Annotated in this window: 26 protein-coding genes; 10 read left to right on the top strand and 16 right to left on the bottom strand. The window is 74.6% G+C overall.

The features are described 5' to 3' along the window. The first annotated feature begins 11 nt into the window (after positions 1 to 11). Entirely contained in the window at positions 12 to 446 is a 435-nt protein-coding gene (locus ABT014_RS15725) for a hypothetical protein (protein WP_350639293.1), read from the top strand. Between the two features lie 424 nt (positions 447 to 870). Here ABT014_RS15725 and ABT014_RS15720 read toward each other — a convergent pair whose 3' ends face one another. Continuing rightward, complete coding sequence (locus ABT014_RS15720) at positions 871 to 2,082, bottom strand: MFS transporter (RefSeq protein WP_350639292.1); 1,212 nt, start codon at positions 2,080 to 2,082, stop codon at positions 871 to 873. Between the two features lie 140 nt (positions 2,083 to 2,222). Between ABT014_RS15720 and ABT014_RS15715 the strand changes: the two genes are divergently transcribed. Then, complete coding sequence (locus ABT014_RS15715) at positions 2,223 to 3,740, top strand: S28 family serine protease (RefSeq protein ID WP_350639291.1); 1,518 nt, start codon at positions 2,223 to 2,225, stop codon at positions 3,738 to 3,740. Positions 3,741 to 3,791: 51 nt separating this feature from the next. On the opposite strand, the gene ABT014_RS15710 is transcribed toward ABT014_RS15715, so the two are convergent. Next, the gene (locus tag ABT014_RS15710) at positions 3,792 to 5,321 is read right to left on the bottom strand and encodes an amino acid permease (protein ID WP_350639290.1); all 1,530 of its coding nucleotides are present in this window, start codon (positions 5,319 to 5,321) and stop codon (positions 3,792 to 3,794) included. A 208-nt stretch (positions 5,322 to 5,529) separates the two neighbouring features. On the opposite strand from ABT014_RS15710, the gene ABT014_RS15705 reads away from it, so the two are divergent. The 4 genes from ABT014_RS15705 to ABT014_RS15690 all read left to right on the top strand — a co-directional run bounded on the left by ABT014_RS15705 (position 5,530) and on the right by ABT014_RS15690 (position 11,413). Then, positions 5,530 to 5,979 carry a DUF5709 domain-containing protein gene (locus ABT014_RS15705; protein WP_350639345.1) on the top strand — a complete coding sequence of 150 codons (450 nt, stop codon included), beginning with the start codon at positions 5,530 to 5,532 and terminating at the stop codon, positions 5,977 to 5,979. Positions 5,980 to 6,048: 69 nt separating this feature from the next. Continuing rightward, the gene (nhaA, locus tag ABT014_RS15700; protein ID WP_502894979.1) at positions 6,049 to 7,938 is read left to right on the top strand and encodes a Na+/H+ antiporter NhaA; all 1,890 of its coding nucleotides are present in this window, start codon (positions 6,049 to 6,051) and stop codon (positions 7,936 to 7,938) included. A 33-nt stretch (positions 7,939 to 7,971) separates the two neighbouring features. Continuing rightward, complete coding sequence (locus tag ABT014_RS15695) at positions 7,972 to 8,895, top strand: LLM class F420-dependent oxidoreductase (protein ID WP_350639289.1); 924 nt, start codon at positions 7,972 to 7,974, stop codon at positions 8,893 to 8,895. 310 nt (positions 8,896 to 9,205) lie between these two features. Continuing rightward, a complete protein-coding gene (locus ABT014_RS15690; protein ID WP_350639288.1) occupies positions 9,206 to 11,413 on the top strand; it encodes a CLIPPER-2 domain-containing protein in 2,208 nt (735 codons plus the stop codon). An 80-nt stretch (positions 11,414 to 11,493) separates the two neighbouring features. Here the strand turns inward: ABT014_RS15690 and ABT014_RS15685 are convergent, their stop codons facing one another. From ABT014_RS15685 to ABT014_RS15660, 6 genes are all read right to left on the bottom strand, one after another. Then, entirely contained in the window at positions 11,494 to 11,748 is a 255-nt protein-coding gene (locus ABT014_RS15685) for a hypothetical protein (RefSeq protein WP_350639287.1), read from the bottom strand. A gap of 87 nt (positions 11,749 to 11,835) precedes the next feature. After that, a complete protein-coding gene (locus ABT014_RS15680) occupies positions 11,836 to 12,033 on the bottom strand; it encodes a hypothetical protein (protein WP_350639286.1) in 198 nt (65 codons plus the stop codon). Between the two features lie 63 nt (positions 12,034 to 12,096). After that, positions 12,097 to 12,531 (bottom strand): hypothetical protein, encoded by a 435-nt coding sequence (locus ABT014_RS15675; protein ID WP_350639285.1) that lies wholly within the window; start codon positions 12,529 to 12,531, stop codon positions 12,097 to 12,099. Between the two features lie 58 nt (positions 12,532 to 12,589). Further along, entirely contained in the window at positions 12,590 to 13,495 is a 906-nt protein-coding gene (locus ABT014_RS15670) for a phytoene/squalene synthase family protein (RefSeq protein WP_350639284.1), read from the bottom strand. A gap of 173 nt (positions 13,496 to 13,668) precedes the next feature. Continuing rightward, the gene (locus ABT014_RS15665) at positions 13,669 to 14,187 is read right to left on the bottom strand and encodes an Imm21 family immunity protein (protein ID WP_350639283.1); all 519 of its coding nucleotides are present in this window, start codon (positions 14,185 to 14,187) and stop codon (positions 13,669 to 13,671) included. A 65-nt stretch (positions 14,188 to 14,252) separates the two neighbouring features. After that, positions 14,253 to 14,660 (bottom strand): hypothetical protein, encoded by a 408-nt coding sequence (locus ABT014_RS15660; RefSeq protein ID WP_350639282.1) that lies wholly within the window; start codon positions 14,658 to 14,660, stop codon positions 14,253 to 14,255. Positions 14,661 to 15,009: 349 nt separating this feature from the next. Between ABT014_RS15660 and ABT014_RS15655 the strand changes: the two genes are divergently transcribed. Continuing rightward, the gene (locus ABT014_RS15655) at positions 15,010 to 15,465 is read left to right on the top strand and encodes a hypothetical protein (RefSeq protein WP_350639281.1); all 456 of its coding nucleotides are present in this window, start codon (positions 15,010 to 15,012) and stop codon (positions 15,463 to 15,465) included. Here ABT014_RS15655 and ABT014_RS15650 read toward each other — a convergent pair whose 3' ends face one another. Next, the gene (locus ABT014_RS15650) at positions 15,466 to 15,786 is read right to left on the bottom strand and encodes a GYD domain-containing protein (RefSeq protein ID WP_350639280.1); all 321 of its coding nucleotides are present in this window, start codon (positions 15,784 to 15,786) and stop codon (positions 15,466 to 15,468) included. Between the two features lie 195 nt (positions 15,787 to 15,981). Between ABT014_RS15650 and ABT014_RS15645 the strand changes: the two genes are divergently transcribed. Further along, positions 15,982 to 16,770 carry an arylamine N-acetyltransferase family protein gene (locus tag ABT014_RS15645; RefSeq protein ID WP_350639279.1) on the top strand — a complete coding sequence of 263 codons (789 nt, stop codon included), beginning with the start codon at positions 15,982 to 15,984 and terminating at the stop codon, positions 16,768 to 16,770. 38 nt (positions 16,771 to 16,808) lie between these two features. Here ABT014_RS15645 and ABT014_RS15640 read toward each other — a convergent pair whose 3' ends face one another. Next, positions 16,809 to 17,561, bottom strand: coding sequence for a class E sortase (locus tag ABT014_RS15640; protein ID WP_350639278.1), 753 nt, complete (start codon positions 17,559 to 17,561; stop codon positions 16,809 to 16,811). 180 nt (positions 17,562 to 17,741) lie between these two features. Between ABT014_RS15640 and ABT014_RS15635 the strand changes: the two genes are divergently transcribed. Beyond that, the gene (locus ABT014_RS15635; RefSeq protein WP_350639277.1) at positions 17,742 to 18,323 is read left to right on the top strand and encodes an AMIN-like domain-containing (lipo)protein; all 582 of its coding nucleotides are present in this window, start codon (positions 17,742 to 17,744) and stop codon (positions 18,321 to 18,323) included. Positions 18,324 to 18,330: 7 nt separating this feature from the next. Here the strand turns inward: ABT014_RS15635 and ABT014_RS15630 are convergent, their stop codons facing one another. Continuing rightward, positions 18,331 to 19,554 carry a cation:proton antiporter gene (locus tag ABT014_RS15630; protein WP_350639276.1) on the bottom strand — a complete coding sequence of 408 codons (1,224 nt, stop codon included), beginning with the start codon at positions 19,552 to 19,554 and terminating at the stop codon, positions 18,331 to 18,333. Between the two features lie 153 nt (positions 19,555 to 19,707). Next, positions 19,708 to 20,916 carry an FAD-dependent oxidoreductase gene (locus tag ABT014_RS15625; protein ID WP_350639275.1) on the bottom strand — a complete coding sequence of 403 codons (1,209 nt, stop codon included), beginning with the start codon at positions 20,914 to 20,916 and terminating at the stop codon, positions 19,708 to 19,710. A gap of 300 nt (positions 20,917 to 21,216) precedes the next feature. On the opposite strand from ABT014_RS15625, the gene ABT014_RS15620 reads away from it, so the two are divergent. Then, positions 21,217 to 21,861 carry a GAP family protein gene (locus tag ABT014_RS15620; protein WP_350639274.1) on the top strand — a complete coding sequence of 215 codons (645 nt, stop codon included), beginning with the start codon at positions 21,217 to 21,219 and terminating at the stop codon, positions 21,859 to 21,861. A gap of 8 nt (positions 21,862 to 21,869) precedes the next feature. Here ABT014_RS15620 and ABT014_RS15615 read toward each other — a convergent pair whose 3' ends face one another. From ABT014_RS15615 to ABT014_RS15600, 4 genes are all read right to left on the bottom strand, one after another. After that, the gene (locus ABT014_RS15615; RefSeq protein ID WP_350639343.1) at positions 21,870 to 23,129 is read right to left on the bottom strand and encodes an RNA polymerase sigma factor; all 1,260 of its coding nucleotides are present in this window, start codon (positions 23,127 to 23,129) and stop codon (positions 21,870 to 21,872) included. Between the two features lie 3 nt (positions 23,130 to 23,132). Next, the gene (locus ABT014_RS15610; RefSeq protein ID WP_350639273.1) at positions 23,133 to 23,534 is read right to left on the bottom strand and encodes a YciI family protein; all 402 of its coding nucleotides are present in this window, start codon (positions 23,532 to 23,534) and stop codon (positions 23,133 to 23,135) included. A gap of 185 nt (positions 23,535 to 23,719) precedes the next feature. Then, positions 23,720 to 24,409, bottom strand: coding sequence for a hypothetical protein (locus ABT014_RS15605; protein WP_350639272.1), 690 nt, complete (start codon positions 24,407 to 24,409; stop codon positions 23,720 to 23,722). Positions 24,410 to 24,494: 85 nt separating this feature from the next. Further along, on the bottom strand, positions 24,495 to 26,294 hold the full coding sequence (locus ABT014_RS15600) for a ricin-type beta-trefoil lectin domain protein (RefSeq protein ID WP_350639271.1): 1,800 nt from the start codon (positions 26,292 to 26,294) through the stop codon (positions 24,495 to 24,497). Positions 26,295 to 26,393 lie beyond the last annotated feature (99 nt).

The raw sequence follows: 26,393 nt of genomic DNA, 5'->3' as shown, positions 1-26,393 counted from the left end.
TCGCTACGATCATGAACGTATCTAGACGTACCTATAGGAGTCGGCTACGGTCGGAATCCGCACCACCAACCAAAGAAGCCCCGGGACTGTGCGACCAGTCACCGGGGCCATTCGTCCGCGCAGCTATTAGGGAGCTGCCGACATGCGTCACCCTGGCTCTGCCGGCTCGCGGTCAACATCGCGCCGTCCCGGTTGAGGCGGAGCCCACCGCCCTGGCGGCCACCACCGAACCCGTTCCCCAAAGCGAACCGGAAACCGCTTCCGAAGGCCTGGAGTCTTGGCCCCTGGTCCGCCCCTACGTCGACCACGTCGCATGGCGGGCCGAGCTGGACGAGAAGCAGCGCCAGTACGAGCGCCGCGAGGCCCTGCGGGCGGTCGCCGATGAGCAGCCCGATCCGGGCTACACCTATGACGGGGCGCACAGCCTCGCCGGGGCGGTGGCGTGATGACCCTCGCGGCCACTCAGAAGCCCACGTGCGGCTCTCCGCGCCCCGGGCAGCATGACGGAGCCCCGTGCACCCGTGACCCGTTCCACCGGGACGACCACGCGAACGCTCTCGGCGAGACGTGGCCCCGGCTCGCTCCGGTCCTTGCGCCAGGTGCGGTGGCCCGGCCCCCACCCCGGTCCCGATCGGCCACCAGGAAGCCATTATCGGCCCCGGGCACACCGTGTGGGCGTGCTCGCCCACCTGCCCCGAGTAGAACCCCCTCGCCCCGTCCGGGACCGATCCGGGCGGGGCTCTCTCGGCTCTGCCGTAGAACCCCTAAGACCGCCTCTCCGGAGACCCGGAGGGGAACCGGTTCTGCGTGATCGACACCTCGCACGGCTGACCACCCTGGACCGCCGCCCGCCCCGGACGGCCGGGGCGGTCAGGGCTGCGCCGGCCGCCCCGCCGGGCTGTGCAGCAGGTAGGCGGTCGCGGCGGCGGCCAGCAGCACCATGCAGCAGATGAACACCAGGCCCGCGTCCTCGAGGCCGAGCGGTTCGGTCAGCGCACCGATCCCGATCACCGGGACGGAGATGCCCGAGTAGGCGACCACGAAGAGCGCCGAGATCGCTCCGGCGCGGTTCGCGGCCGGCGCGGCGCCCGCCACCGCCGACACCGATCCGCGGAACGCCAGCCCCTGGCCGAACCCGCCGACCAGCGCGCACAGCACCAGCAGCGCCAGCAGGTCCCAGCTGAGCGAGCCGGCCAGCAGGGCGAGCCCGCCGATCAGGGTCAGGCAGCCGGCCGGCAGCGCGACGGCCACCCCGAGCCGGCCCGCGAGCAACTGGCCGAGGGTGGAGGCGAAGAAGGCGGAGAAGACGATCAGGCCGACCACCGCGTGGTTGTGGATGTCCAGGCCCTGGGCGAGGAAGGCGGGGGAGACCGAGGTGAACACCCCGAACAGGGAGAAGCCGACGAACGAGGCCAGCCCGGCGGGGACGAACACCTTGCGGACCTCCGGCGGCAGGCTGGGCCGGGTCGGCCGGACGGCGCTCAGCGGTTCGGGTGCGCGGACGGTCTCCGGCAGCCGCAGGATCACCGCGACCGAGGCCGCGACCAGCACCAGGTGCACCACGAAGACCGTGCGCAGCGGCCAGGGCGCGTACTGCGCGAGCAGCCCGGCCAGCAGCGGGCCGCAGCCGAGGCCGCCCATGTTGGCCGCGGTGGCGGCGAAGGCGGCGCGGGACTCCCGGCCGGGCAGGGCGAGTTCCATCACGTAGGCGGTGGCGGCGCCGGTGAACAGGCCCGCGGACAGCCCGGACAGCAGGCGCCCGAGGTAGAGCAGCGGGAGGCCGCCCTCGAACAGGAAGCACAGGGCGCTGAGCGCGGCGAGCCCGAGCCCGCAGAGCAGCACCGGCCGGCGGCCGACGGTGTCGGAGACCTTCCCGGCGACCAGCAGCACGCCGATCACCCCGAAGGCGTAGACCGCGAAGACGATCGTCACGGTCAGCTCGGAGAAGCCGAGTTCGTCCTGGTAGAGGCCGTAGAGCGGGGTGGGCAGCGTGGTGCCGGCCATACAGACGGCGAAGGTGCCGGCGGCGGCGAGGTAGTCGGTCGGGCGGGTCGGCCGGGAGGAGCGCTGACGAACACTCATGTCTGCCACCGTAAGGGGTGGCTGACAGTAGGTGCCCCTTGACATTGCGTCATGTACGCGACAGGTTTGGAGTGGCCTCGGCCCCTCACCTCGGGATCCGCCGAGGTCCGGCCCAGCACCGCCGACTCCCCGGAGCGTTGATGCGTACCCTGCTCGCCAGACAAAGGCCCGCCCGACCGACCCTCAGAAGGCCCACCCCCAGCGGCCCGACGCCCGCGGGGCTCGCGCTCAGAAGACCCGCGTTCGGGCGGCTGCTGGTCGCCGTCCTGCTGCTGCCGCTGCTCGCCCTCGGCCTGGCCGTCCCGGCGACGGCCGGCGAGGCGCCCGCGGGCGACATCCGGGACCGCCTCGCGGCCGTCCCCGGGATGACCGTCACCGAGGAGAAGCCCGCCCCCGGGTACCGCTACTTCCTGCTGACCTACACCCAGCCGGTCGACCACGACCGGCCCTGGCTGGGCACCTTCCAGCAGCGCCTGAGCGTCCTGCACCGCGGCGAGGACCGCCCGACCGTCCTGTACACCAACGGCTACACGCTGGGCACCACGCCCTCGCGCACCGAGCCGACCCGGCTGATCGACGGGAACCAGGTCTCCATCGAGTACCGGTTCTTCACCCCGTCCCGACCCGAGCCCGCCGACTGGTCCAAGGCCGGCATCGAGCAGGCCGCCGCCGACACCCACCGGATCATCACGGCGCTCAAGCGGGTCTACGGCCAGGCCTGGATCTCCACCGGGGCCAGCAAGGGCGGCATGTCCTCGGTCTACCATCGCCGGTTCTACCCGGACGACGTGGCCGGCACGGTCGCGTACGTGGCGCCCGACGACGTGGACGACCGCGAGGACTCCGCCTACACGGCGTTCTTCCGGCAGGTCGGCACCGCGCAGTGCCGGGACGCGCTGAACGCCGCCCAGCGCGAGCTGCTGGTCCGGCGCGGCACCCTGGAGCCGCGCTACGCGGCCGACAACGCCGCGCGCGGCAACACCTTCCGGACGGTGGGCAGCGCCGACCGCGGGTACGAGCTCGGGGTCCTGGACGTGGTCTGGGCGTTCTGGCAGTACAGCACCGAGGCGGACTGCGCCGACGTGCCCGGCGCCGGGGCCACCGACGACCAGCTGTACGCCTGGCTGGACACCCACTCGGGGGTGGACGCCAACAGCGACCGGTCGCTCGCCGCCTACACCGCGTACTACTACCAGGCGGGCACCCAGCTCGGCTCCCCGCTGTTCGCGGTCCCGCACCTCAAGGGGCTGCTGCACTACGACACCAAGGAGCTCTACGCGCCCCGCACCTACGTGCCGCGCTCGATCCCGATGCGGTTCGACCGCGGGGCGATGCGGGACATCGACGGCTGGGTGCGCCACCACGCCGAGCGGATCCTCTTCGTCTACGGGCAGAACGACCCGTGGGGCGCCGAGCGGTTCGGCCTCGGCCGCGGGAGCAGCGACTCCCACGTCTACACCGCGCCCGGTGCCAACCACGGGGCGAAGATCGCCGCGCTGGTGCCCGCCGAGGCTGCCGCGGCCACCGCGGACCTGCTCCGCTGGGCGGGCGTCGGACCCACCGCCGGTGGTGGGTCGGCCGCCGCCGCGGCGCACCAGGCACCGCCGTACGGCGAGCTGGACCGGGCCGGGCTCCTGCTGGAGCAGCACCGGCTGTGACGGGACCGGCCGGTCACCCGCGGCGCCCCGCGGGTGACCGGCCGGCCTCCGTCAGGCCTGGCCGCGCGGGGCCCGCCCGGCCCGCTCGGCCCGGCCGACCCGGCTGTGGCCACGGCCGTACAGGAAGTACACCACCATGCCGATGACCATCCAGATCAGGAACCGCCACCAGGTCTCCACCGGCAGGTTGATCATCAGCCACAGGCTCGCCAGCACGGACAGGATCGGCACCACCGGCACCCACGGGCAGCGGAACGAGCGCGGCAGGTCGGGCCGGGTGCGGCGGAGGATCACCACGCCGATCGAGACCACGATGAAGGCGAACAGGGTCCCGATGTTCACCAGCTCGGAGAGCTCCTCCAGCGGGATCAGACCGGCCAGCACCGCCACCACCAGGCCCAGCATCAGGATCGCCTTCGAGGGCGTCTTGAACCGCGGATGCACGGCCGAGAAGGTCCGCGGCAGCAGGCCGTCGCGGCTCATCGCGAAGAACACCCGGCTCTGGCCGAGCAGCAGGATCATGGTCACCGAGGTCAGACCGGCCACCGCGCCGACGTTGATGATGTCGGCGAAGGCGTCCTGCCCGACCGCCTTGAAGGCGTCCGAGAGCGGGGCGTCGCTGGAGAGCTCGGTGTACTTCTGCATGCCGGTGACCACCACCGACACGGCCATGTAGAGCAGCGTGCAGATGAGCAGCGAGCCCAGGATGCCGCGCGGCACGTCGCGCTGCGGGTTGCGGGTCTCCTCGGCGGCGGTCGCCACCACGTCGAAGCCGATGAAGGCGAAGAAGACCACCGCCGCGGCGGTGAAGATGCCCATCACCCCGAAGTCCGTCGGCGTGTAGCCGAACATGGCCTGGATCAGCGGCGACTGCCCGCCGGACTTGCCCTCCACCGTCACCGCCGGCGGGATGAACGGTGAGTAGTTGTCGGACTTCACGAAGAACAGGCCGGCCACGATCACGATCAGCACGACCGTGACCTTGATGGCCACGATCACCCGGGTGATCTCCGCCGACAGGTGCATCCCGGCCACGATCACCCCGGTCAGCACCAGCACCAGCAGGGTGGCCAGCAGGTTGAAGCTCCAGCCACCGGTGTCCGCGCCGGTGAGCGCGTGCGGCAGGCTGACCCCGGCGCTGTCCAGCAGCGACTGCACGTAGCCGGACCAGCCGACCGCGACCACCGCCGCGCCCAGCGCCAGCTCCAGCACCAGGTCCCAGCCGATGATCCAGGCGGGCAGTTCGCCGATGGTGGAGTATGCGAAGATGTACGCCGAGCCGGCCACCGGCACGGTGGAGGCGAGCTCGGCGTAGCAGAGCGCCGCCAGCGCGCAGACCACGCCGGCGGCGGCGAAGGAGAGCGCGACCGCGGGGCCGGCGTGGTTCTTGGCCGCGGTGCCGGTCAGCACGAAGATGCCGGTGCCGATGATGACACCGACCCCGAACACGGTCAGGTCCAGGGCGGACAGCGATCGGCGCAGCGTGTGTTCGGGCTCGGTGGTGTCGGCGATCGACTGCTCGACCGATTTGGTCCTGACCAGGTCGCGCAGCAGCGGGTTCGGCTCGGGCATGGAACTCATACGGGCCTCCGGAGGGTCGTCCGGGTCACCGCTACCCAAGTCGGCCGCCCGTGCGACACCCCGGGCCCAGGCTTCATTCGTAAGGCCCTGTCCTCGGGCCTCTTGGCGGCTCGGCGTGCCGTGAGCAGCGGGCTGCGGGACGCTGGACGGGCGGGCACCGAGGGCTGGACGGAAGGAGCACCCAGTGGCGGGAGAAGCCGACGAGGCCATGGGAGATGTCGTCTACCAGCCCGACGGTAGCGAGATCGTCGATGATGCCGGTGTCCTGGACACCGAGGACACCCTGCTGGACCGGGGCGCGGACCCGTACGACGAGGGCTGGTCACCGCCCGAACGGCCGCTGGCCGTCAACCGGACCGGGACCACCGCCCGCGAGGGCGCCGAGGGTGAGACGCTGGAGCAGCGGCTCTCGGAGGAGTGGCCGGACCCGAACCTGCAGGACCGGGACGGCGAGACGGACGGCCTCGGCGACGCCTCCGACACGGACGGCGAACTGCTCGACGACGAGGTCGGCGACCGGCGCGCCGGCCGGCTGGTCGCGCCGGACGGGCGGCCCAGGGGCCTGCTCGCCTCGGACGTCGGCATCGACGGCGCCGCCGCCTCGGCCGAGGAGGCCGCCGTGCACGTGGTCCGCGAGCCGGACGACGAGCGCTACTGAGCGGCCCCCGTCCGGCGACACCCGGCACGGGCGCGCGCGGCCCGCCCCCGGCCGCTGGAGAATGCCCCTGTGACCTCATTGCCCGACGCCCCGCGGTACACCGGCCACACCGTCTGCGACCGCCGGACCCACTCCACCCCGCTGCGGGACTTCCTGCGCACCGAGACCGGCAGCGCCGCCGTCCTGCTGGCCGCCACCCTGGCCGCCCTCGTCTGGGCGAACGCGGCCGCCGGGTCCTACCAGGAGTTCTGGCACACCGAGATGTCCGTCGGGATCGGCTCCGCCGGGATCTCGATGGACCTGCGGGAGTGGGTCAACAGCGGGCTGATGACGATCTTCTTCTTCGTGGTCGGCCTGGAGGCCAGGCGCGAGTTCGACCTCGGCGAGCTCCGGGAGCGCCGGCGCTTCACCCTGCCGCTGCTGTGCGGGCTGAGCGGGATGCTCGTCCCGGTGCTGATCTACCTGGCGATCGCGGCCGGCGAAGGCACCACGCACGGCTGGGGCGCCGCGATGTCCACCGACACCGCCTTCGCGCTGGGCCTGCTGGCGCTGTTCGGCCGGCGGCTGCCGGACGGCCTGCGGATCTTCGTGCTCACCGTGGCCGTGGTCGACGACTTCGTGGCGCTCGGCGTGATCGCGGTCTTCTACAGCGGGCACATCTCGCTCCCGGCGCTGGCCGTCGCGGTCGGCATCTTCGCGGTGATCGTCGTCCTGCGCCGGATCGACATGCGCCGCGGCGGCATCTACGCGCTGCTGGCCGCGGCGGTCTGGGTGGCGATGCTGGAGTCCGGCGTCGACCCGGTCGTCACCGGCCTGGCGATGGGCCTGCTGACGTACGCCCGCCCCGCGGCCCGGACCGACCTGGAACGGGCCAGCGGGATGTTCCGGCGCTTCCGCGAGCAGCCCACCCCCGAGCTGGAGCGCACCCTGCGGGCCGGCATCGCCTCCACGCTCTCGCCCAACGAACGGCTCCAACGGATGTACCACCCGTGGAGCAGCTACGTCATCGTGCCGCTGTTCGCGCTCGCCAACGCGGGGATCACGCTCAGCGGCAGCCAGCTCGCGAACGCGTTCGGCTCGCCGGTCACCCTCGGCATCCTGCTCGGCTACACCCTCGGCAAGCCGATCGGCATCCTCGGCACCGCGCTGCTCACCACCGCGCTCAGCCGCGGCCGGCTGCGCCCGCCGGTCGGCTGGGGCTCGATCACGGCCGGCGGCACCATCGCGGGGGTCGGCTTCACCGTCTCGCTGCTGATCGCCACGCTCGCCTTCGACGGCACCCGGCTGACCGAGGCCAAGGTCGGCATCCTCAGCGCGGTGGTCTGCTCCGCGGCGGTGACCTGGATCGTCACCCGGGTGATCGGCGCGCTGCCCAAACGCACCCGGATCCGGGCCCTGCTCGGGACCGGCGAGGGCCTGGTCGACCTGCTCACCCCCGTGGACACCGAACGCGACCACATCCGCGGCCCGCTCGAGGCCCCGGTCACCCTGGTGGAGTACGGCGACTTCGAGTGCCCGTACTGCGGCCAGGCCGAGCCCGTGGTCCGCCAGCTGCTCGCGGGCTTCGCCGACATCCGGTACGTCTGGCGCCACCTGCCGCTGCACGACGTCCACCCGCACGCCCAGCTCGCGGCCCAGGCGGCCGAGGCGGCGGGCGTCCAGGGGGTCTACTGGGAGATGCACGACCTGCTGCTGGAGCGCCAGAAGGCGCTGCGCGCCGAGGACCTGGTGCACTACGCCGAGGAGTTCGGCCTGGACGTGGAGCGTTTCCGCCGCGACCTGCGGGCGCAGCGGGCCGCCGCCCGGGTCGCCGAGGACATCGAGTCCGCCGACCTCAGCGGCGTCGCCGGGACACCGACCTTCTTCGTCAACGGCCGCCGCCACCACGGCGCCTACGACCTCGCCACGCTCTCGGCCGTGGTCCGCGAGGCCGGTGCCAGGGCGGTCACGGCGCCCTGAGCCGGTCGACCCCGGCGGGTTAGCGTGGCGGTCATGGATCTCCGCATCTTCACCGAACCCCAGCAGGGCGCCGACTACGACACCCTGCTCCGGGTGGCCAAGGCCACCGAGGACCTCGGCTACGACGCCTTCTTCCGCTCCGACCATTACCTCCGGATGGGCGACGCCGACGGCCTGCCCGGCCCCACCGACGCCTGGATCACCCTGGCCGGTCTGGCCCGCGAGACCAGCCGGATCCGGCTCGGCACCCTGATGACCGCCGCCACCTTCCGGCTGCCCGGCGTGCTCGCCATCCAGGTCGCCCAGGTCGACCGGATGAGCGGCGGCCGGGTCGAACTCGGGCTCGGCGCAGGCTGGTTCGAGCAGGAGCACCGCGCCTACGGCATCCCGTTCCCGGCCGCGAAGTTCGGCCGGCTGGAGGAGCAGCTGGCGATCGTCACCGGCCTGTGGCAAACGGCCGTGGGGGAGACCTTCGACTTCAAGGGCGAGTACTACGAACTCCGGGACTCCCCGGCGCTGCCCAAGCCGGCCCAGCAGCGGATCCCGGTGCTGGTCGGCGGCATGGGACCGGAGCGGACCCCGGCGCTGGCGGCCCGCTACGCCGACGAGTTCAACCTGCCGTTCGCCTCGGTGGAGCAGAGCGCCGAGCAGATCGGCCGGGTGCGGGCCGCCGCCGAGCGCCACGGCCGCAGCGCCGACTCGCTGGTCTACAGCAACGCGCTGGTGGCCTGCGTCGGCGCGGACGACGCCGAGGTGGCCCGGCGGGCCGCCGCGATCGGCCGGGAGCCGGCGGAGCTGCGCCGCAACGGCCTGGCCGGCAGCCCGGCCGAGGTGGTCGACCGGATCGGCCACTACCGGGAGGCCGGGAGCAGCCGGATCTACCTGCAGATCCTCGACCTGGACGACCTCGACCACCTGGAGCTGATCGCCACCCGGGTGATGCCCCAGCTGGCCTGAGCCCCGGACAGGACCGGACGGCCGAGGACGGCCGAGGACGAAGGGCGGGCGCCGGCTCCGCCGAGCGCGCGGGTGGGGCCGGGCCCGATCCACGGTGGCGGGGTGTGCCCGGAGGGGCAAACGGTGGACATTCACCGTTCGGGCGCACCGTCAGGAGTACCGGGATTGCGGTCTGGTGATCATACGAAACCGTGGCACGAGTCGAACACGCAGACTTCCGACATCCCCCGTGCCGTGGTGAGCCGTGCTTCGGACACGGCTCCGGTTCGCCGATCTGTCCCCGTCCCCGAACAGAAATGGTCACCAGCACATGGCGCACATCGGTCGCCCCTCCCCGCGGCGCTCGCTCGTCGCGGCCGCCACCGGCCTCGTCCTCGCCACCAGCGGCATGGGAACGACGCTCGCCCTCGCCCAAGGCGTCCCCGCGGTGGCTCACGCATCCGCCCCGCCACCGCGGGCCGTACGGGCCGACTGCCCGCCCGTCCCGCTGTGGACGAACACCGGAGGGGCGACCCACACCCTCGTCGAGTACGACACCGCCGGAACGGTCCTGTTCAGCGCGCCGCTCGTCCGTGACTACGGGGACATCGCGTTCAGCCCGAACGGCTCCAAGCTCTACGGCATCAACTTCCCCGGCGCTCCATCGCTGTACACGATCGACCCGGCCACCGGTGCCGAGACCGCGACCACCGCGGTGACCGGGCCGCTCGCCGCCGTCACGGTGGTCAACGGTCTGACCGCCGCCGCCAACGGCACGCTGATCGTCGGGGCGTTCACGACCAACCAGATCTACCTGCTCGACCCGGCCACCGGCGTCAGCACCGTGGCCCCCTACGCCTTCCCCGCCGGATTCGTCTCCGCAGGTGACTTCCTGACCCTCGCGGACGGCGACGTCCTCGCGTTCGGCACCCCGGCCGGCTCCGGCGCCGGCGTCCCCTCCGCGGTGTTCCGGATCCACCCGGACAACACCGTCACCCAGATCGGGACCGTCCCGCAGACCTTCGGCGCCGCACAGTCGGGCGGCAGCGTCTACGCGTTCGCCTCGGACGGGACGATCAACCGGCTCGACAGCGTCCCGACCGCCGCCTCGACCGACCCGCTGCCGGTGACGCCGGTGGTCGCCACCGGATCCGGCTTCTACGGTGCCACCGCCCCCCAGGACTCCGGCAGCTGCACCGTGCCCACCTACACCATCGCCAAGGGCGCCTCGCCGGCCGGCCCGGTCGACGAGGGCGCCACGGTCACCTACACCGTGATGGTGTCGAACACCGGTACCGTCCCGGCGAACGCCGACTTCAGCGACGACCTCGGCGCCGTGCTGGACGACGCCACCCTGGTCCCCGGGTCCGTCATGGCCACCATCGGCAGCGCGTCGGTGACCGGCACCACCCTCGGCTACACCGGCCTGCTCGCCGCGGGCGCCACCGCGACCGTCAGCTACCAGGTCACGGTGAAGACCCCGGACACCGGCGACCGGGCCCTGACCAACGCGGCCACCGCGACCGGACAGGGCGGCAGCTGCGCCACCGTGGGCGGCTGCACCACCACCGTCCGGGTCACCCCGCCCACCCGCGGCCTCACCGTCGTGAAGTCCGCCACCGAGCAGGACTTCACCGCGCCCGGGCAGGTCCTGCACTACAGCTACGTGGTGACCAACACCGGCTCCCAGCCGCTGACGAACGTCGCGGTCACCGACCAGGGGCCCGGTACCCCGCAGGTGACGTGCCCCGTGTCGGTCCTGCTGCCGGGTGCCTTCACCACCTGCACCGCGATGTACACCACCACCGCCGCGGACGTGCGCGCCGGGAAGGTCGTCGACACGGCGACCGCCACCGGCACCGACCCGGGCGGCGTCAGCGTCACCGGTACCAGCAACCAGGTGACCGTCCCCTACGCCGGCCTGACGATCGAGAAGCGGGCGCAGGAGACCGCGTTCTCCGCGGCCGGGCAGAGCGTCCACTACACGTTCACGGTCACCAACGCCGGCAACACGCCCCTCACCGGCCTGCACGTCGTCGACGACGGCCCCGGCACCCCCCAGGTGACCTGCCCGGTCACCGGACTGGAGCCCGGCGCGTCGACCACCTGCACCGCGACCCACACCGTGACCGCCGCCGACGTGAAGGCCGGCCGGATCACCGACCACGCGACCGTCACCGGCACCAGCCCCGGCGGCAGCACCGTGACCGCCACCAGCAACACCGTGACCGTCCCGGCGTGCACGCCCTGCGAGGACCACGACCACGGCCACGGCCCCGGCGACGACTGCGACGACGACCACCCCGGCCACGGCGACCACCCCGGCCACTGGGGCGGGCAGCCGGCCGTCCACCCGGCCGGCTACACCTCCGGCACCAGCGCTGACGGCAAGCCCGCGGCCGGCCAGCACGGAGCCCTCGCCGACACCGGCACCGACACCGGCACCACCACCGCCCTCGGCGCCGGCGCCGTGCTCTCGGCGGGGCTCGGCGCCCTGCTGACCCGCCGCACCCGCGCCCGCCGCGCCGGCGCCGAGTAGCACCACCCGCAGCACCGACCAACCGACGGCACCGCGGAGTCCCACCACCTCCGCGGTGCCGTCGCCCGCGCAAACACGGCCTAGATCACGGCGGCGGCGAAGACCCACAGGTGCGGCGGCTCGGGCAGGATCACGTAGTGCACGATCGCCCGGGTGGTGGTGACCACCCGGACCGAGTCGTCCAGGTCGTACCGGTCGGCCTGCGGCCAGGACCACGGGTCCGCCTGGGCCCGTTCGACGGCGGCCAGCAGCTCCTTGCGGTCGTCGTCGCCGAGCCTGCGGACGGCTCGGCCGACCTCGGCGGCGAACCGCGCCTCGTGGCGCCGGGTGGACATGGGCTCCACGATAGCGGCCCGCACGGCCCGCCATCGGGCCGACGGCCGGCCGGCCCGCGGGCCGGCGGCGGGCCGTGCGGCGTGGCGTCAGCGGCCGAGCAGGCCCGCGAAGTCACGCCCCAGGTTGGCGATCGTGGTGAGGTCGCCCAGGTCGGTGACGGCCAGCACCGGGATGCTCTGGTGCTGCGCCACCGGCTGCTCCGCGGCGGCCGCCGCCCCGGTCGTGGCCGGCGCGACGGCGCCGAGCAGCGTGCAGGCGAGGATGGTTCGGACGGCGGTGCGCACCGGGGCCTCCGTGAGCGGGTTGGGGGGACTGCCGGCCTGACCAACCGCCGAACGGCGCCGCGGTCACGGGTGGCCGGGCCCGATCCCCCCGACGGAGTGACCGGCCAGCGCGTCGGCCAGCCGGTCCAGCTCCGGGCGCCAGGCCCGGCGGACGTTCATCCTGGTCGGCGCCGGCTCCCCGGGCAGCCGGAAGCGGAACCAGCTCCACAGCGTCCGGCGCTGCCCGGGGACGAAGCGGCGGACCGCCTCGGAGCGGGGCAGCGCATAGGCCGGTGCGCCCGGCCGATGGCGCAGGAACTCGATCCGGTGCAGCAGCACGGTGTGCTCGGTGAGCGTGAAGAAGTACTCCTCGGCGTCGAACTGACCGCTCATCAGGGCGGACCGCCACGGGCTCGGGCCGGGGAGCACCGCCAGCGTGACGACCGGCCGGTCGTCCGGGTCGGCCCGCCGGACCGCCTCCGCGACCTGCTCCACCGTGCTCGACTTGCGTAGGGCCATCGCCCTCTCTCCTTCGGGTCGGACGGTGCCCCGGCGCCGCGCCGGGGCCGGTGTGCGCTCAGGCGGCCCGGAGCGGGGCCGCGCCCCGGGCGAGCGCCGAGCCCGCGATCCAGGCCTTCTCGTGGCTCGGTAGGGCGATCCGCCCGTGCAGCACCGCCTCGGGGTCGCGCGCGATCCGGTGCAGCAGCCGCCGGTAGATGCCGGCCATGGTCGCGGTGGCGGCCCGGCTGCGGCCGTCGAGCAGCGGCAGCAGCCGCAGGCCGTCCTGGAAGTACCGCTCCGCCCGGGCCGCCTCGAACAGCACCAGCCCCGTCACGTCGGCCTGCGGGGAGCGGGCGGCCGCGCCGAGGCCGCTCTCGCAGCCGAACCGCCACAGGTCCTCCGCCGGCAGGTAGCTGCGGCCGAGGGCGGCGTCCTCGCGCAGGTCGCGCAGGATGTTGGTGAGCTGCAGGGCGAGCCCGAGCGCGTCGGCGTACTCCGCCCCGCGCACCGGGTCCGTGCAGCCGAACACGCCGACCAGCAGCCGGCCCACCGAGCCCGCCACGCAGCCGCAGTACTCGCGCAGTTCGGCGAAGGTCCGGTACTCGCGGCCCCGCACGTCCATGCCGACCCCGTCCACCAGCTCCTCGAAGGCCTCCAGCGGGATCGGGTAGGCGGTCACCACGTCGGCCAGGGCGAGCTTGACCGGGTCGGTCTCCTCCTCGCCGACCGCGCCCTCGCGCACCTCCGCGAGCAGGTCGCGCACGTGCTCCAGCAGCAGCGCCTTCCGATCGGCGGGCAGCGGACCGTCGCCGATGTCGTCGACCCGGCGGGCCAGCGCGTAGAGCGCCGACACCGCCCGCCGCTTCGGCGCGGGCAGCAGCCGGATGCCGTACGCGAAGTTCCTCGCCTCCAGCGCGGTGACCGCCTCGCAGTAGCGGTAGGCGGCCAGGACCTTGGCACGGGGCGGGTTCGGCGCGGGCATGTCCGGGGGCTCCTGTCGTCACGGCGGGAGGTGGACCCGCTCCGTACGACACCCTGCCGACCGGCCGGATCGCCCCACAACCGGCAGATCGCCGAGCCGGCCCGGTCTTTCGGTCCCCGCCGGGTACGCCCCCGCGGCGCGGCCCGGATCCTTTCGGTCACCCCCGCCGGGTGCTAGTCCGCCTCGGGGATCAGCTGAACCAGCGTCAGCCAGGTCAGCGGGTCCGGCTCCACCCAGGCGGCGCGTACGGCGTAGCGGCCGGGGGCCAGGTCGAGGGTGAGCCGCTCCCGCGGCCCCGCGCCGGCGCCCGGTGCTGCGGCGTCGAGCAGGACGGCGGCGCCCGGCGTCCGCCAGCTCAGCCCCTCCTCCCAGCGCGCGTACTCCAGGGCGGGCCCGAGCGCGGCGAACAGCGCGGCCTCCGACTCGGCCGCGCACCACCGGACGAAGAGCCGGTGCTCGGGCAGGTACGTGGTGGCCGCCGGTTCGTCCCCGAGCACCAGGGCCTCGGCCGGGCCCGCGGGGATGACGGCGGCGTAGCCGTCCACGGCGCAGGCTCGCGCGTAGTCGCTGTCCGGGGCGTCGCCGTCGGTGCCCCGCCAGGCGCCGAGCGCCTCCTCGGGCAGCACGACCAGCGGGCCGCCCTCGGACTCGATCCACTGGTACGACTCCGGAGCCGGGTAGATGATCACCATTGAAACCTACCGTCCGTCGGGCCCGCCGGCGCGCACCGGCGGGGCGTACACCATCCGACCAGGTGTCAGCGGCCCTGCGGGCGGCGGCCGGTGTGGGTGTGGCCCGGGTGCTCCCCGGTCTCCGGGTCGGGGAAGGAGACGGCGAGGGTCACCGTGTACTCCCAGACGTCCTCGCGGTGGCCGGGCACCCGGGCCAGGTGGCTGCTGTGGATCTCGGCCTCGGGCGCCTGCCGGCACCAGTCGGCGGCCTGCCGCAGCGCGTCGGCGGCGCTGCCGCCGGTGCAGACCACGGCGGTGTACGCGGCCACGGTCACGTCCCCCGCGCGGCCGGGCATGGAGCGGACGGCGTCGGCCGCGCCGGACAGGTCTCGGGTCAGGTCGTCCACCAGCCGGGCGGGGACGGGGAGCCGCACCGCCGCGGCGGGGGCGGGCAGCAGGCGGGCGCCGGGCGCCCGGGAGTCGATCGCAGTCACCGTCCCAGGATGACCGGCCGCGGGGTTGGGCATGAGCACTTCGGGTTCCGTCAGACCGCGAGCACATGCCTACGGCACCCGGACGGCCGCCGCGGCCACCGGGACGGCCGTCCGGGCGGGCCGGATTCGGACGGGTGCCGGGGTGTCGCTCCCCAGTGTGAGGCGACGGCGCCCTCCGCCGACCGGGTACCGTGGTGCACGGCAGCTGCGTCTGCCCGCTCCGAGCCGTACCCCCGCCGCAGGCGGTCCACCCGGCCCGGACAAGGGTCCCCGACTCACGCGCACCACCCCGGACGGTCCCGCCGTCCTCCTGTCGGTTGCGTGCCAGACCACCGGAGGTTTAGACGGTATGACCACCAACCGCGCCCGCAAGGACGTCATCCGCGACCGGATGGCCACCACCGGCGAGTCCTACAACGTGGCCGCCCGCAGCCTGATCATGGCCACCCCCAAGGCCGAGGTGGCCAAGGCGCTGGAGGTCCAGCGCTGGCTGCCCGCCGAGAGCCTGGACCTGCCCTGCCCGTGCGGCGGCACCTGCGAGCCCGGCGAGACCTGCGAGCGGTGCCACGCCACCCACCGGCACGTCGCCCGCGACCCCGGCAGCACCGTCAACCTCGAGACCTGGGAGGACCGCTACGACTGCCTCGGCTGCGCGGCCTCGTACCGGCTGACCGTGGTGCTGCCGGGCCGTCCGTGGGGCCGGGCCGAGCCGGTGCCGGCGGGCGGTGGTGCGGAGCCCGGCGTCCGGGTACGGGTGTTCCCCGGGGTGGCGCACCCCCGGCTGAACCCGGGCCCGGCGGCCTGATCAGGCGCCGGGGCGGCGGAAGTCGACCGGGCGCCCGGCGGCGGCGTCGACCTCCTCGGGCGTGAGCAGCACCGCCACCGTGGACGACAGCGCCCCGCTGGCGCGCACCGTCATCGCGACGGCGGCCATCGCCTCGTGGTCGGGCAGCTCGATCACGCAGTACAGGTCGTGCTCGCCGAACGCGAAGTACATCGTCTCCAGCCGGCCGCCGAACGAGGTCACCACCCGCTCCACGGCGGCCCGGCGGCCGGTGCCCCCCTCGGCGAGCAGGCCCTCGGCCCCTTCGGCGGTGTAGTTGGCCCGGACCAGGTACTTCGGCATCCGCCCGCTCCTTCGTTCCCGGCGGCCGCCGTCCGGCGGCCCGTCCTGTCGGTCACCGCGGCGGCGGCCCCGGTCCGACCATCGGCCACGGTGGGAAGGTCCGGCCAGCCGGACGCCGCTGAACGGGCGGCGCGCGGCGCCGGACCACCCGGGTCGATCTTGCCCGGAGGCCGGACCCGGAGGTGGAATGGCCTGATGGACCACACCCCGCCGGCCCCCGGCCTCACCGAGCCGCAGGTCACCGCCTACCTCGACCGGATCGGCGCCCCGCGGCCCGCCCGCCCCGACGCGCAGGCGCTCGCCGCGCTGCAGAGCGCGCACCTGCTGGCCGTCCCGTTCGAGAACCTCAGCATCCACCTGGACGAGCCGGTCCGGCTGGACCTCGACCTGCTGCTGGAGAAGATCGTCGGCCGCCGCCGGGGCGGCTTCTGCTACGAACTCAACGGCGCCTTCGCCGAACTGCTGCGCGCGCTCGGCTACCGGGTGACCCTGCACAGCGCCCGGGTCTTCGCCGGCGAGCGCCCCGGACCGCCCCAGGACCACCTGGCGCTGCTGGTCGACCTCGGCGAGCCCTGGCTGGTCGACGTCGGCTTCGGCCGGTTCAGCAAGCTGCCGCTGCGCCTGGACGAGCGCGGCGAGCAGCCCGACCCGTGCGGCGTGTTCACCGTCCGGCCGCACGGCGAGGAGGTCGACGTCCTGCTGGACGGGACGCCGCAGTACCGGCTCGACCTGCGCCCCTACCGGCTGACCGACTTCGTGCCCACCTGCTGGTGGCAGACCACCTCGCCGGACTCGCACTTCACCCGGTCACCCACCTGCTCGCTGCTCACCGAGGACGGTCGGGTGACGATCAGCGGCACCCGGCTGATCCGCACCACGGCCGTGGACGGGCGCACCGAGCGGGTGCTGGGTGCGGACGAGGCGCTCGCCGCCTACCGCGAGCTGTTCGGGATCGTGCTGGACCGGCTCCCGGCGAAGCACTGAGGCTCCCGGGCGGAGCACCTGGGCACCGGGGCGCCCGGTCAGGACGGCGGTGCCGGGGTCGGGGTCCCGACCAGGACGCCGATCTTGTCGATCCGGTGCTCGGGGTTCCCGTTGGCGTCCCGCCAGCGGTCGCCGGCCGCGTTGTCCTCGGGGGTGGCGCAGGTGGAGATCGTGATCATCGCCTGGGTCGGCGCGGTGCCCGGACTGCCGGGGACGGCGGCGCGCTGCTCGGCGAGGGACTGCTCGGAGCGGAACGAGGTGCTCCTGGTCGCGGTGATCTCGTACCGGTAGACCAGGCCGTCCGAGCTGACCTCGACCACGTCGCCCACCTGCACGGCGGGGAGGCGGCCGAGCGGGCCGCCGGCGGAGAGCCGGTGCCCGGTGATCAGGTAGTTGCCGACCTGGCCGGGCCCGACCCCGCCGTGCTCGCCGTAGGGGCTGGCGGCCACCCCGCGGTCCTGGATCGTGGTCCCCGGCGCGTCGTCGGTGGTGCCCTGGTACGGGACCACCGGGAGGCCGGCGAGCCCGATCGAGGGGATCGACAGCGTGGCCGGCCGGGTCCGGGGGTCGGCGGCGGGCGCGGTGGTGCTCGGTGCGGTGGTGCTCGGTGCGGCGGTGACCGGCGCGGCCGCCGGTGTCGGGGAGGCGGGGGCGGTCGCGGGGCCGGTCGGGGAGCCTGCGAGCGCGGCCGAGGCGCCGCCACCGGCGGCCGAGCAGCCGGCGAGCACGGCGACCAGCGCACCGGCGGCGGTGGTGGCGAGAGCGGTGGGAAGTCGGCGAGAACGGCGCATGGGTCACCGGAGGGGGTGAGGACGGGGGAGCCGGGCGGGCAGGCGACGCGCCGCGGCCAGGTCCGTCCAGGGTACGACGGTCGGCCGTACGCCGGTTCGAGTGTGCCAGGGGCCGGAACCGGTGGCCGGGCACCGCCGTCCCTCTCGGTAGGGGGAGTCACGTCGGAGGAGGCGGTTGCGATGCGACGTTGGACGGCGGTACCGGCAGCACTCGTACTCATGGGGGCCGGGACGGCGGCGGCGCCCTTCACCGCGGCGGCGGCCGCGCCCCCGGCAGCGGTGGCGCAGTGCCCGACCGGGTGGGGCAGCCTGCCCGAGGACCGCGCCGCCTCCGGCATCCGGCCGCTGGCCGACGTGCGGACCGGCGCCCACCCCTGCTACGACCGGCTGGTCCTGGACGTACCGGGGACCTCGGCCGCCCGCCCGGCCGGCTACCACGTCCGGTACGTCGACGCTCTGGTCCAGGACGGCTCCGGCCGGACCCTGCCGGTGGGCGGCGGCGCGATCCTCGAGGTGATCGTGCTGGCGCCGTCCTACGACCCGGCCACCGGCGCCCCGACCTACCCGGCCCGCGCCGGGCAGCCGCTGCCCGGGGTCGACCTGACGGGCTACCGGACCTTCGTCGACGCCCGGTTCGCCGGCAGCTTCGAGGGCCGCACCCAGCTCGGCCTGGGCGTGCGCGCCCGGCTGCCGTTCCGGGTGTTCCAGCTCGACGACCGGCTGGTGGTCGACGTCGCCCACAGCTGGACCGCCGGGCGCTGAGCCGCTCTCAGCCCCGGGCGGCCGCGGCGCGCTCGCGGGCCCGGGCGTACCGGGCGGCCAGCGGACCGTACGTCAGGCCGTGCAGGACCAGACTCATCAGCACCGTCATGGTCATCACCTGGCCGACCAGGTCGGCGGCGTGTCCGTCGTCCGGAGCGAGGCTGATGAAGGCCAGCAGGCCGAACACGATGGACGCCAGGCCGCGCGGCCCGAGCCAGGCCAGCAGCATCCGGTCGGCCCGGTCCAGGCCGCTGCCCGCCAGCGAGATCAGCACCGGGGCGACCCGCACCACGGTCAGCGACAGCGCGGCGTACGCCACCACCCGGCCGTCGAACTCACCCGTGAACGCCTGCGTGACCACCTTGCCGAAGACGAACCAGAGCGCCAGCGACAGCAGCGTCCCGACGTCCTCCACCAGGTGCAGCGCCTTCGGCGGCAGCGCCCGCGAGTCCGGGGTGAAGCACAGCCCCGCGACGAACGCCGCCACGAACCCGTTGCCGTCCAGCACGATCGCCAGCCCGTACGACAGCAGCGGCAGCGCCACCGTCCCCAACCGGACGGCTCCGGGCTTGGTCCAGCCCGCCTGCCAGGCCCGCCGCAGCAGCCAGCCGCCCGGCTTGCCCACCACCGCACCGGCCAGCACCGCCCAGAACAGCGCGGACAGCGCGTCCAGCAGCGCCTCGGACACCGGTCCGGGATCGCCGCCGTGCGCCTCGGTACCGGCCAGGCAGAGCAGGAACACGGGGGCGATCAGGCCGTCGTTGAGCCCGCTCTCCACCGTGAGCACCCCGCGCAGCCAGGACGGCAGCCGCACGTCGCGGATCAGCTCCGCGGCCGGCGCCAGGTCGACCGGCACGGTGATGGCGGCGAACAGCGCGGCCAGCCACCAGCCGCCGGACGGGAACAGCAGCCCGCCGGTCAGCACCCCGGCGGCGAAGGTCAGTGGCAGCGCGATCAGCAACAGCCTGGTCAGCAGGTGCCGCTGCCCGTGCACCACCCCTTCCGGCACGTGGGTCGCGTCGGTGAACAGCAGCACCGCGAGGATCACCTCGACCGCGTGCTCGGCGTCCGAGGTGGTCAGGTTGATCGTCACCACCGGGGGCGACCCCACCGAGAGCAGTACGCCGGCGGCGGTCATCGCGACCGGCGCCGTGATGCTCCACCGCGCCAGCCGGCCGGCCACCAGGGCCCAGCCGAACAGCGTCCCCATGGTGACGACCAGAGCGACCACGCGCGCACCTGTCTTCCCCCGGCGCGCGACCGGACAGTGACGGAGTGGTCACGATGGTAGGTCCCCGCCGGGCCGCCCGCCGTGCTCGCCCGCACCGCCCGCGTGTCCCCGGCGGCGCGGGCGACCGGCCCGGCGAGCGGCGTTGCGAGGGGCTCAGGCGACCGGGTCCGGCTCCGGCTCCGGGTCGGAGTCCGGCAGCGGGGTGTCCCAGTCGAGCAGCCGGAGCAGCTCCTCGTCCACCCGGGCCGGCGGGCGCTCGGTGTCCCGGGCCGGCGGCGCGGCGGGGGAGCGTTCCGCCGTCCGGGCCGCCGTGAGCTGGGCGCTCACCGCGATGTTGCGTTCGGTGCGCGGTCGGCGCAGCTCCTCGTACCGCTCCAGCGCCGCCGGCCCGGGCCCGCGGTCGCGCAGCGCCTTGGCGAGCAGCACGGCGTCCTCCAGCGCCATCGAGGCGCCCTGGCCGGTGGCCGGCGAGGCCGCGTGCGCCGCGTCCCCGATCAGGACGGTGCGGCGGCCGCGCCAGCGCACCCCCGGGCCCAGGTGCAGCGCGTTGGTCACCATCAGCCGCTCCGAGGTCGCGGCGACGATCTCCGCGGTGGGGGTGCGGTCGGGCCGCAGCAGCGGCAGCAGCTGCTCGCGCCACCGCACGGGGCTGCCTCCGGCCAGCTCGTCCTCGGTCACCGCGGGACCCGGGACGCGGGCGAACCAGAAGGTCTCGCCGGCCGGCGAGACCGCGTAGCCGAAGGCGGCGCCGCTGCCGCGCACCATGGTGATCCGGTCGGACGGGCCGCCGGGCGGCGCCGCCTCGGTCGTGCAGCCGTAGAACACCCGCTGACCCGCGTACCCGGGCCGGGGCGCCGCCGGGTCCAGCTGCGCGCGCACCGCCGAGTGCAGTCCGTCCGCGCCGACCAGCAGATCGGCGGTGGCCGACCCGCCGTCGGCGAACCGGGCGGTCACGCCGTCCGCGTCCTCGGTCAGGCCGACCAGCCGCGCGGAGTGCCGGACCGGGATCCCCCGGCGGCCGACCTCCTCCCGGAGCACGGCGCCCAGCTCGGCGCGGCGCAGGCACCGGTAGCGGGTCAGCGGGTGGTCCGGCTCGCCGAGCGGCACCTCCGCGAGCTGCTGGCCGGCCTCGTCCAGCACGCTCATCGAGGTCAGCGGGAAGCCGAGCCCGGCGACCGGCGCCGCGGCGTCCAGCTGTGCCAGCGCCCGCATGCCGTTGCTGGCCAGGGTGAGGAAGGCGCCGATGTCGGCGCCGGTGTCCGGGTGAGCCTCGTGCACGGTGACCTCGAAGCCCGCCCGGTGCAGCCCGAGTGCGGCCGCCGTACCGGCGATCCCCGCCCCCACCACCATGATCCGCGTCAATTCGGCCCCCTCGCCGGTCGCGCTCCGCCCGGTCCGTCCGTACCCGACGGACCGCGGCCTGCCAGGCCGACGATAGCCGCCGCCGGCCCGCCGGCCGGGCCGAACCGGGCGACCCGGCCGGATCCGCACCCTGGGGCGGGCGCCGCCGCCGCGGCACGGTCATTCGGGGGAACGGCGTCGTGGCTGGTTGACTCGCCGCGGCCGGAGGAAGAGAGTCGCCCTGCGGTGCGGCCGCCGCCGCGTCACACCACCGCCGCCCGCGGGGCACCGCCGGCCGACACCCCGGGAGCCGCTGCCGCGATGGACCTCGACCTGTTCCTGATCGGTACCGCGATCACGCTCGGGCCCCTGCACAACAGTGCGTTCATCCTGCTGCTCTCCTCGGACAACGGCGTCCGCAAGGGCCTCGCCTTCCTGCTCGCCTGGCTCGCCAACCTGGTCATCGTGGTGGCCTGCGTGGTGCTGCTGACCGGTGGCAGCCCGCCGATGCGGCACAGCGCCCCCTCGACGGGCGCCGTGGCGGTGAAGCTGGCCATCGGTGTGCTGCTCGCGCTGTTCGGCGAGCACCGGCGGCGCCGGCCGCCCGGCGCCCGGCGTCCGCCCAAGTGGATGGCGAAGGTCGACCGGGCCTCGGTCTGGGCCGCCGGCGGCCTCGCCTTCCTGCTCCAGCCGTGGGCGATGGTCGGTGCGGGCGCGGCCACCGCGGTCGACGCCGACCTCTCCACGCTCGAATCCTGGCTGGCACTGACCGGCTACTGCCTGCTGGCCACCGTGAGCCTGATCGTGATGGAGCTCTACACGGTCTGGGCGCCGGAGGCCTCCCGGGCCCGGCTGACGGGCCTGCGCGAATGGCTGGACGGCCACCAGGAGCAGCTGATCGTCACGCTGTCGCTGCTGCTCGGGCTCTGGCTGACCGCCCGGAGCATCTACGAGCTGGTCGCCTGAGGAGACGGTCAGCCGGCCTGCGGCCGGGACAGCCGGGCGGCCCGGATCGCGAGGTGGTGCCGTTCGGGAAGGCTCGCGGTGGCCCGGGACGCGGCGCGGAACTGCTCCGCCGCGCCCTCGCGGTCGCCGGCCAGCTCCAGCAGGTGGGCGCGGACCACGGTGACCCGGTGGTGCCCGTCCAGCCGGGGATCCCGGTCGAGCACGGCGAGTTCGTCCAGGCCGGCCTGCGGCCCGTGCACCATCGCCGTGGCGACCACCCGGTTCAGCGCGACCAGCGGGTTGTCCGCGATCCGCGCCAGCACGCCGTACAGCGCGAGGATCTGCGGCCAGTCGGTGTCGGCGGCGGTCCCGGCCTCGTCGTGTACGGCGGCGATCGCCGCCTGCACCTGGTACGGGCCGACCGGGCCCCGGGGCAGGGTCGCGGTGATCAGCGCGATCCCCTCGGCAACGGCGCCGGCGTCCCAGCGCCCGCGGTCCTGCTCGGCCAGCGGGACCAGCTCGCCGCCGGGGCCGGTCCGGGCCGGGCTGCGCGCGTGGGTGAGCAGCATCAGCGCCAGCAGCCCGCTCACCTCGCCGTCCTCGGGCAGCTGCGCGTGCACGGCCCGGGTGAGCCGGATCGCCTCCTCGGCCAGCTCCACCCGTTGCAGGTCGGCGCCCACACCGGTGGCGTAGCCCTCGTTGAAGATCAGGTACAGCACGTGCAGCACCGCGTCGAGCCGCCCGGCCCAGCCCTCCCGGTCCGGCAGCCGGAACGGGACGCCGGAGGCCTTGATCCGCTGCTTGGCCCGGCTGATCCGCTGGCCCATGGTCGCCTCCGGCACCAGGAACGCCCGGGCGATCTCCGCGGTGGTGAGGCCGCCGACCGACCGCAGGGTCAGGGCGAGGGCCGAGGCGGGGGACAGGGCCGGGTGGCAGCACAGGAAGAGCAGGGTCAGGGTGTCGTCGTGGTCCGCCGGCGCGCCGAGGTCCGCCGCGGGCGCCGTACGGAGGTCGGCCGGCACCTGCCGGGCCACCTGGTCCTCCCGGCGCCGGCGGGCCTGCTCGCTGCGGACCTCCTCGGCCATCCGGCGCTGCGCGACCTGGATCAGCCAGCCGCGGGGATTGGCCGGCACGCCCTCCTCGGGCCACTGGACGGAGGCCGCCAGCAGGGCCTCCTGGACGGCGTCCTCGGCGGCGGTGAAGTCGCCGAACCGGCGGGTGAGCACGCCGACGACCTGCGGCGCGAGCCGGCGCAGCAGGTCATCGGCGGGCAGATCACGGGCGGACAGGGCTCACAGCTCCCCGGTCGGCGCCGCCATCACCTGGCGCACCTCGATCGGCATGTTCAGCGGGGCGCCGCCGGGGCCGGGCGCGGCGGAGACGGCGCCGGCGATCTCGACCGCCCGCTCGAGACCGTCGCAGTCGACGATCCACCAGCCGGCCAGCCATTCCTTGGTCTCCGGGAACGGGCCCTCGGTGACCACCGGCGCGCCGCCCCCGTGCGAGCGGACGATCCGGGCCGAGTCCGGCATCGCGAGGCCCTGGGCGTCGACCAGCTCGCCGGCGGCGGAGAGCTCGGCGTTGGTGTCGCGCATGAAGCCGATGTGCGCCTGGATCTCCTCCGGCGTCCAGGTGTCGATGGTGGGGAAGTCGGCCGTCGCGGCGCTGAACTGCATCAGCAGCATGTACTTCATGGTCCTGCTCCTCGGTCTCCCGCGCCCGCCTCCGGGGCGCTCTCACGGACTGGTCGAAGCACGCCCGGCGATTTCGACATCCGGCCCGACATCCGGCGAAGATTTCTTCCGGAGCGTCGTCCGGGCCCCTCCCGGCAGCAGCATAGGCCCGGCCGGGCGGCCCGGACGGCAGCCGCGCGGCCTCGTCAGGCTGCGCCGCCGGTCGCCACCGCCAGGTACCGGAACTCCCCGCCGGCCCCCGGCTGCCGCGAGTACGGGCGCCAGTCCAACGGGTAGCGGCCGCGCAGCACCCGGGTGTTGGGCAGGTAGGACCCGCCGGCCCAGCGGAGCGTCCCGGCCAGCGTCCGACCTTGGTGGAGCCGGAACTCCTGGTCCCGGCGCGGCGCCCCACCGGGGGCGGGCGGGGTCCACAGCCGCGGCTCGTTGGTGACCATCAGGGCCAGGCCGGTCGTGCCGGAGGCCTCGCCGAACCGCTCGGTCCGGGTGAGGTCGGTGACGAAGCCCAGCCGGGCGAGGTCGGTGGCCGCGTGGTTCCGCAGGGCGTACGTCTCGCCGTCCGGGCCGCACGTGCCGGTCCAGCGCCGGGTGACGTACTTGAACTCGACCACGGTGCGGGCGCTCGGACCAGTGCAGAGCAGGTCCAGGTATGCGGGCCGCTTGCCGCCCGTCTGCTGGGGCACCTCCAGCCGGCACCGCAGCTCGGGGGCCAGCTCCCGGAGCGCCAGCGCGAAGGAGTGCTGGAGATCGGCCTCGGAGTGGAACACCGGCCGGTCCCGGGCCAGCCGCGCCATGACCTCGTCGAGCGGGGCCTGTCCGGCGAGCAGCGGAGGGTGGGGCGGGGTCGAACCTGCGGGCCCGTCGGTCGAGTTGGTCACCGCGGCATCCTCGCAGCCGCCGCCTCCGGGGGCACGGTGCGGGACCGGCGCCGTGGGGGTGGCGCCGGTCCCGGGGAGGGGTGGATCAGGGGGTGGGCGGGGTGCTGAAGGGGGCGCTCCAGGTCTGGTTCGGCTGGTAGCTGCCGCACGGGTAGGTGGCGACCAGGGCGTTCGGGTCGTCCAGGGCGCCGCCGGCGATGTCCGCGCACCGTCCGTCGGCCTTGAGCCGGCCGGCCCGGTCGTAGCTCCAGAGCTGTTGCGGGTCGGTGGCGTTGCAGCCGGCCAGCTTCAGGCCGGTGGTCCGGCCGGCGACGCACAGCGCCGGGTCGGCCAGCGAGGCGATCCGGCCGTCGGGCAGCCGGCGCCACTGCTGGTTGCCGTTGCCGGTGCAGCTGTAGAGGCCGACGGTGGCGCCGTCGGTCGCACCCCGGTAGGCGTCCAGGCAGAACGCGGCGGCCTGGAAGGCGGGTTGGGCGGCCTGGATCTGGCCGACCGGCAGCGCGGCGGCGCAACTGCCGCCGCCGATGGTGTACATGGCGTTGTCGTGGGCGCCGACGGTGGTGGTGATCGAGCCCTGCACCGGGGAGCTGGTGTGCGTCCACAGGTCGCGGGCGGTGCGGGTGCAGCCGGGGTCGGTGAAGCCCACCCGGGCCAGGTCCAGGGTGTACGAGGTGGCGGTGGCGTTGCGGTTGAGGACCACCACCGCGCGGGCGCCGCCGGCCAGCGGCTTGACCACCACGTCGACGCCGCTGCCGTTGGCGGCGCCCTGCCGGGAGGCCAGGTAGCCGCCGGCGGTGGTGTCCTGGTCGACGGCGATGATGTCGGTGTTCTTCAGCACGGCCAGCTGCGGCGCGTACCCGACCGGATCGGCGGCCAGCTTCCGGACGTCGGTGCTGAGCATCAGCGGCGAGCCCATCGCCGACCAGAGGGCGAACTGGCTGCGCTGCTCGGCGAGGGTGAGCTGTCCGTTGTCGCCGATCAGCAGCATGTCGGCGTCGTTGTGGTTGCCGGAGCCGTTGTAGCGGGCGAGCGCGACGGTGTCGGCGAAGTTCTGCAGCACGCCGCCCTCGTAGTAGTCGCCGCCGTGCGGCCAGTCCCAGGCGGAGGTGGCGGGGGAGTGCCGGACGGCGATGTCGGGGCTGACCCGCCACATCTGGCCGAGGCCGCGAACCCAGTCCATCGTCCGGTACTTGTCGGCGCTCGCGGGCCCGGCACCGGCCGGCGCCGACTCGTTGAAGAGGATCTTGCGCGGGTTGCTCGCGGTCGCCGTGCCGAGCGCGTTCGCGGTGGTGGTGAACTCCTGCTGCCGGTTGGCGCCGGTGGTGCCGCAGTTGTCCAGCTTGAGCGAGTCGACCCCCCAGTACGCCAGCGAGGTGGCGTCCGCCTGCTCGTGGCCCATGACCCCGCCGGGCACGCCCTGGCAGGTGTTCACCCCGGAGGTGCTGTAGAGGCCGACCTGCATGCCCAGGCCGTGGACGTAGGCCGCGTAGTCGGTCAACTCCCGGTCGAAGCCCGGCTGGGAGCTGCCGCTCCAGGTGGCGGCGCCGTGCAGGTAGCCGGCGCTGGTCCGCTGCATCCAGCAGTCGTCGACGGTGAGGTTGGTGTAGCCGGCCGCCACCAGCCCGGTGTCCTTCATGGCCTTCGCCTGGTCCTGCATGAACTGCTGGAAGGAGTACCCGGCGCTGGTGCCGTCGAGCCGGGTCTGCGGCGTGCAGGCGAAGCGCGCCCAGTTGTTGAAGCCCATCATCGGCCGGTCGCCGACCGGGGTGCTGCTGTTCGCCGCGACGGTGTCGGCGGCGGCCGGCCCGGCGGTGGTGGCCGCGAGGCCGGCTGCGGCGAGGACGGCGGCGGACCCGAGCCCGACCAGTCGCTGATGCCATCTCATGGATGCTCCGAACGGGGGGAGGTGAGGAATGATGCTCGAAAAATGCTGGAACCAAGCAGAATTGAGCAACTGTGAGCAGATCGAACCGTGACAGCCGGG

The organism is Kitasatospora sp. NPDC094015, from assembly GCF_040304075.1.
GTDB lineage: Bacteria > Actinomycetota > Actinomycetes > Streptomycetales > Streptomycetaceae > Kitasatospora.
The sequence above is the reverse complement of the archived record's forward strand: the minus strand, read 5'-3'. Positions and strand labels throughout refer to the sequence as shown.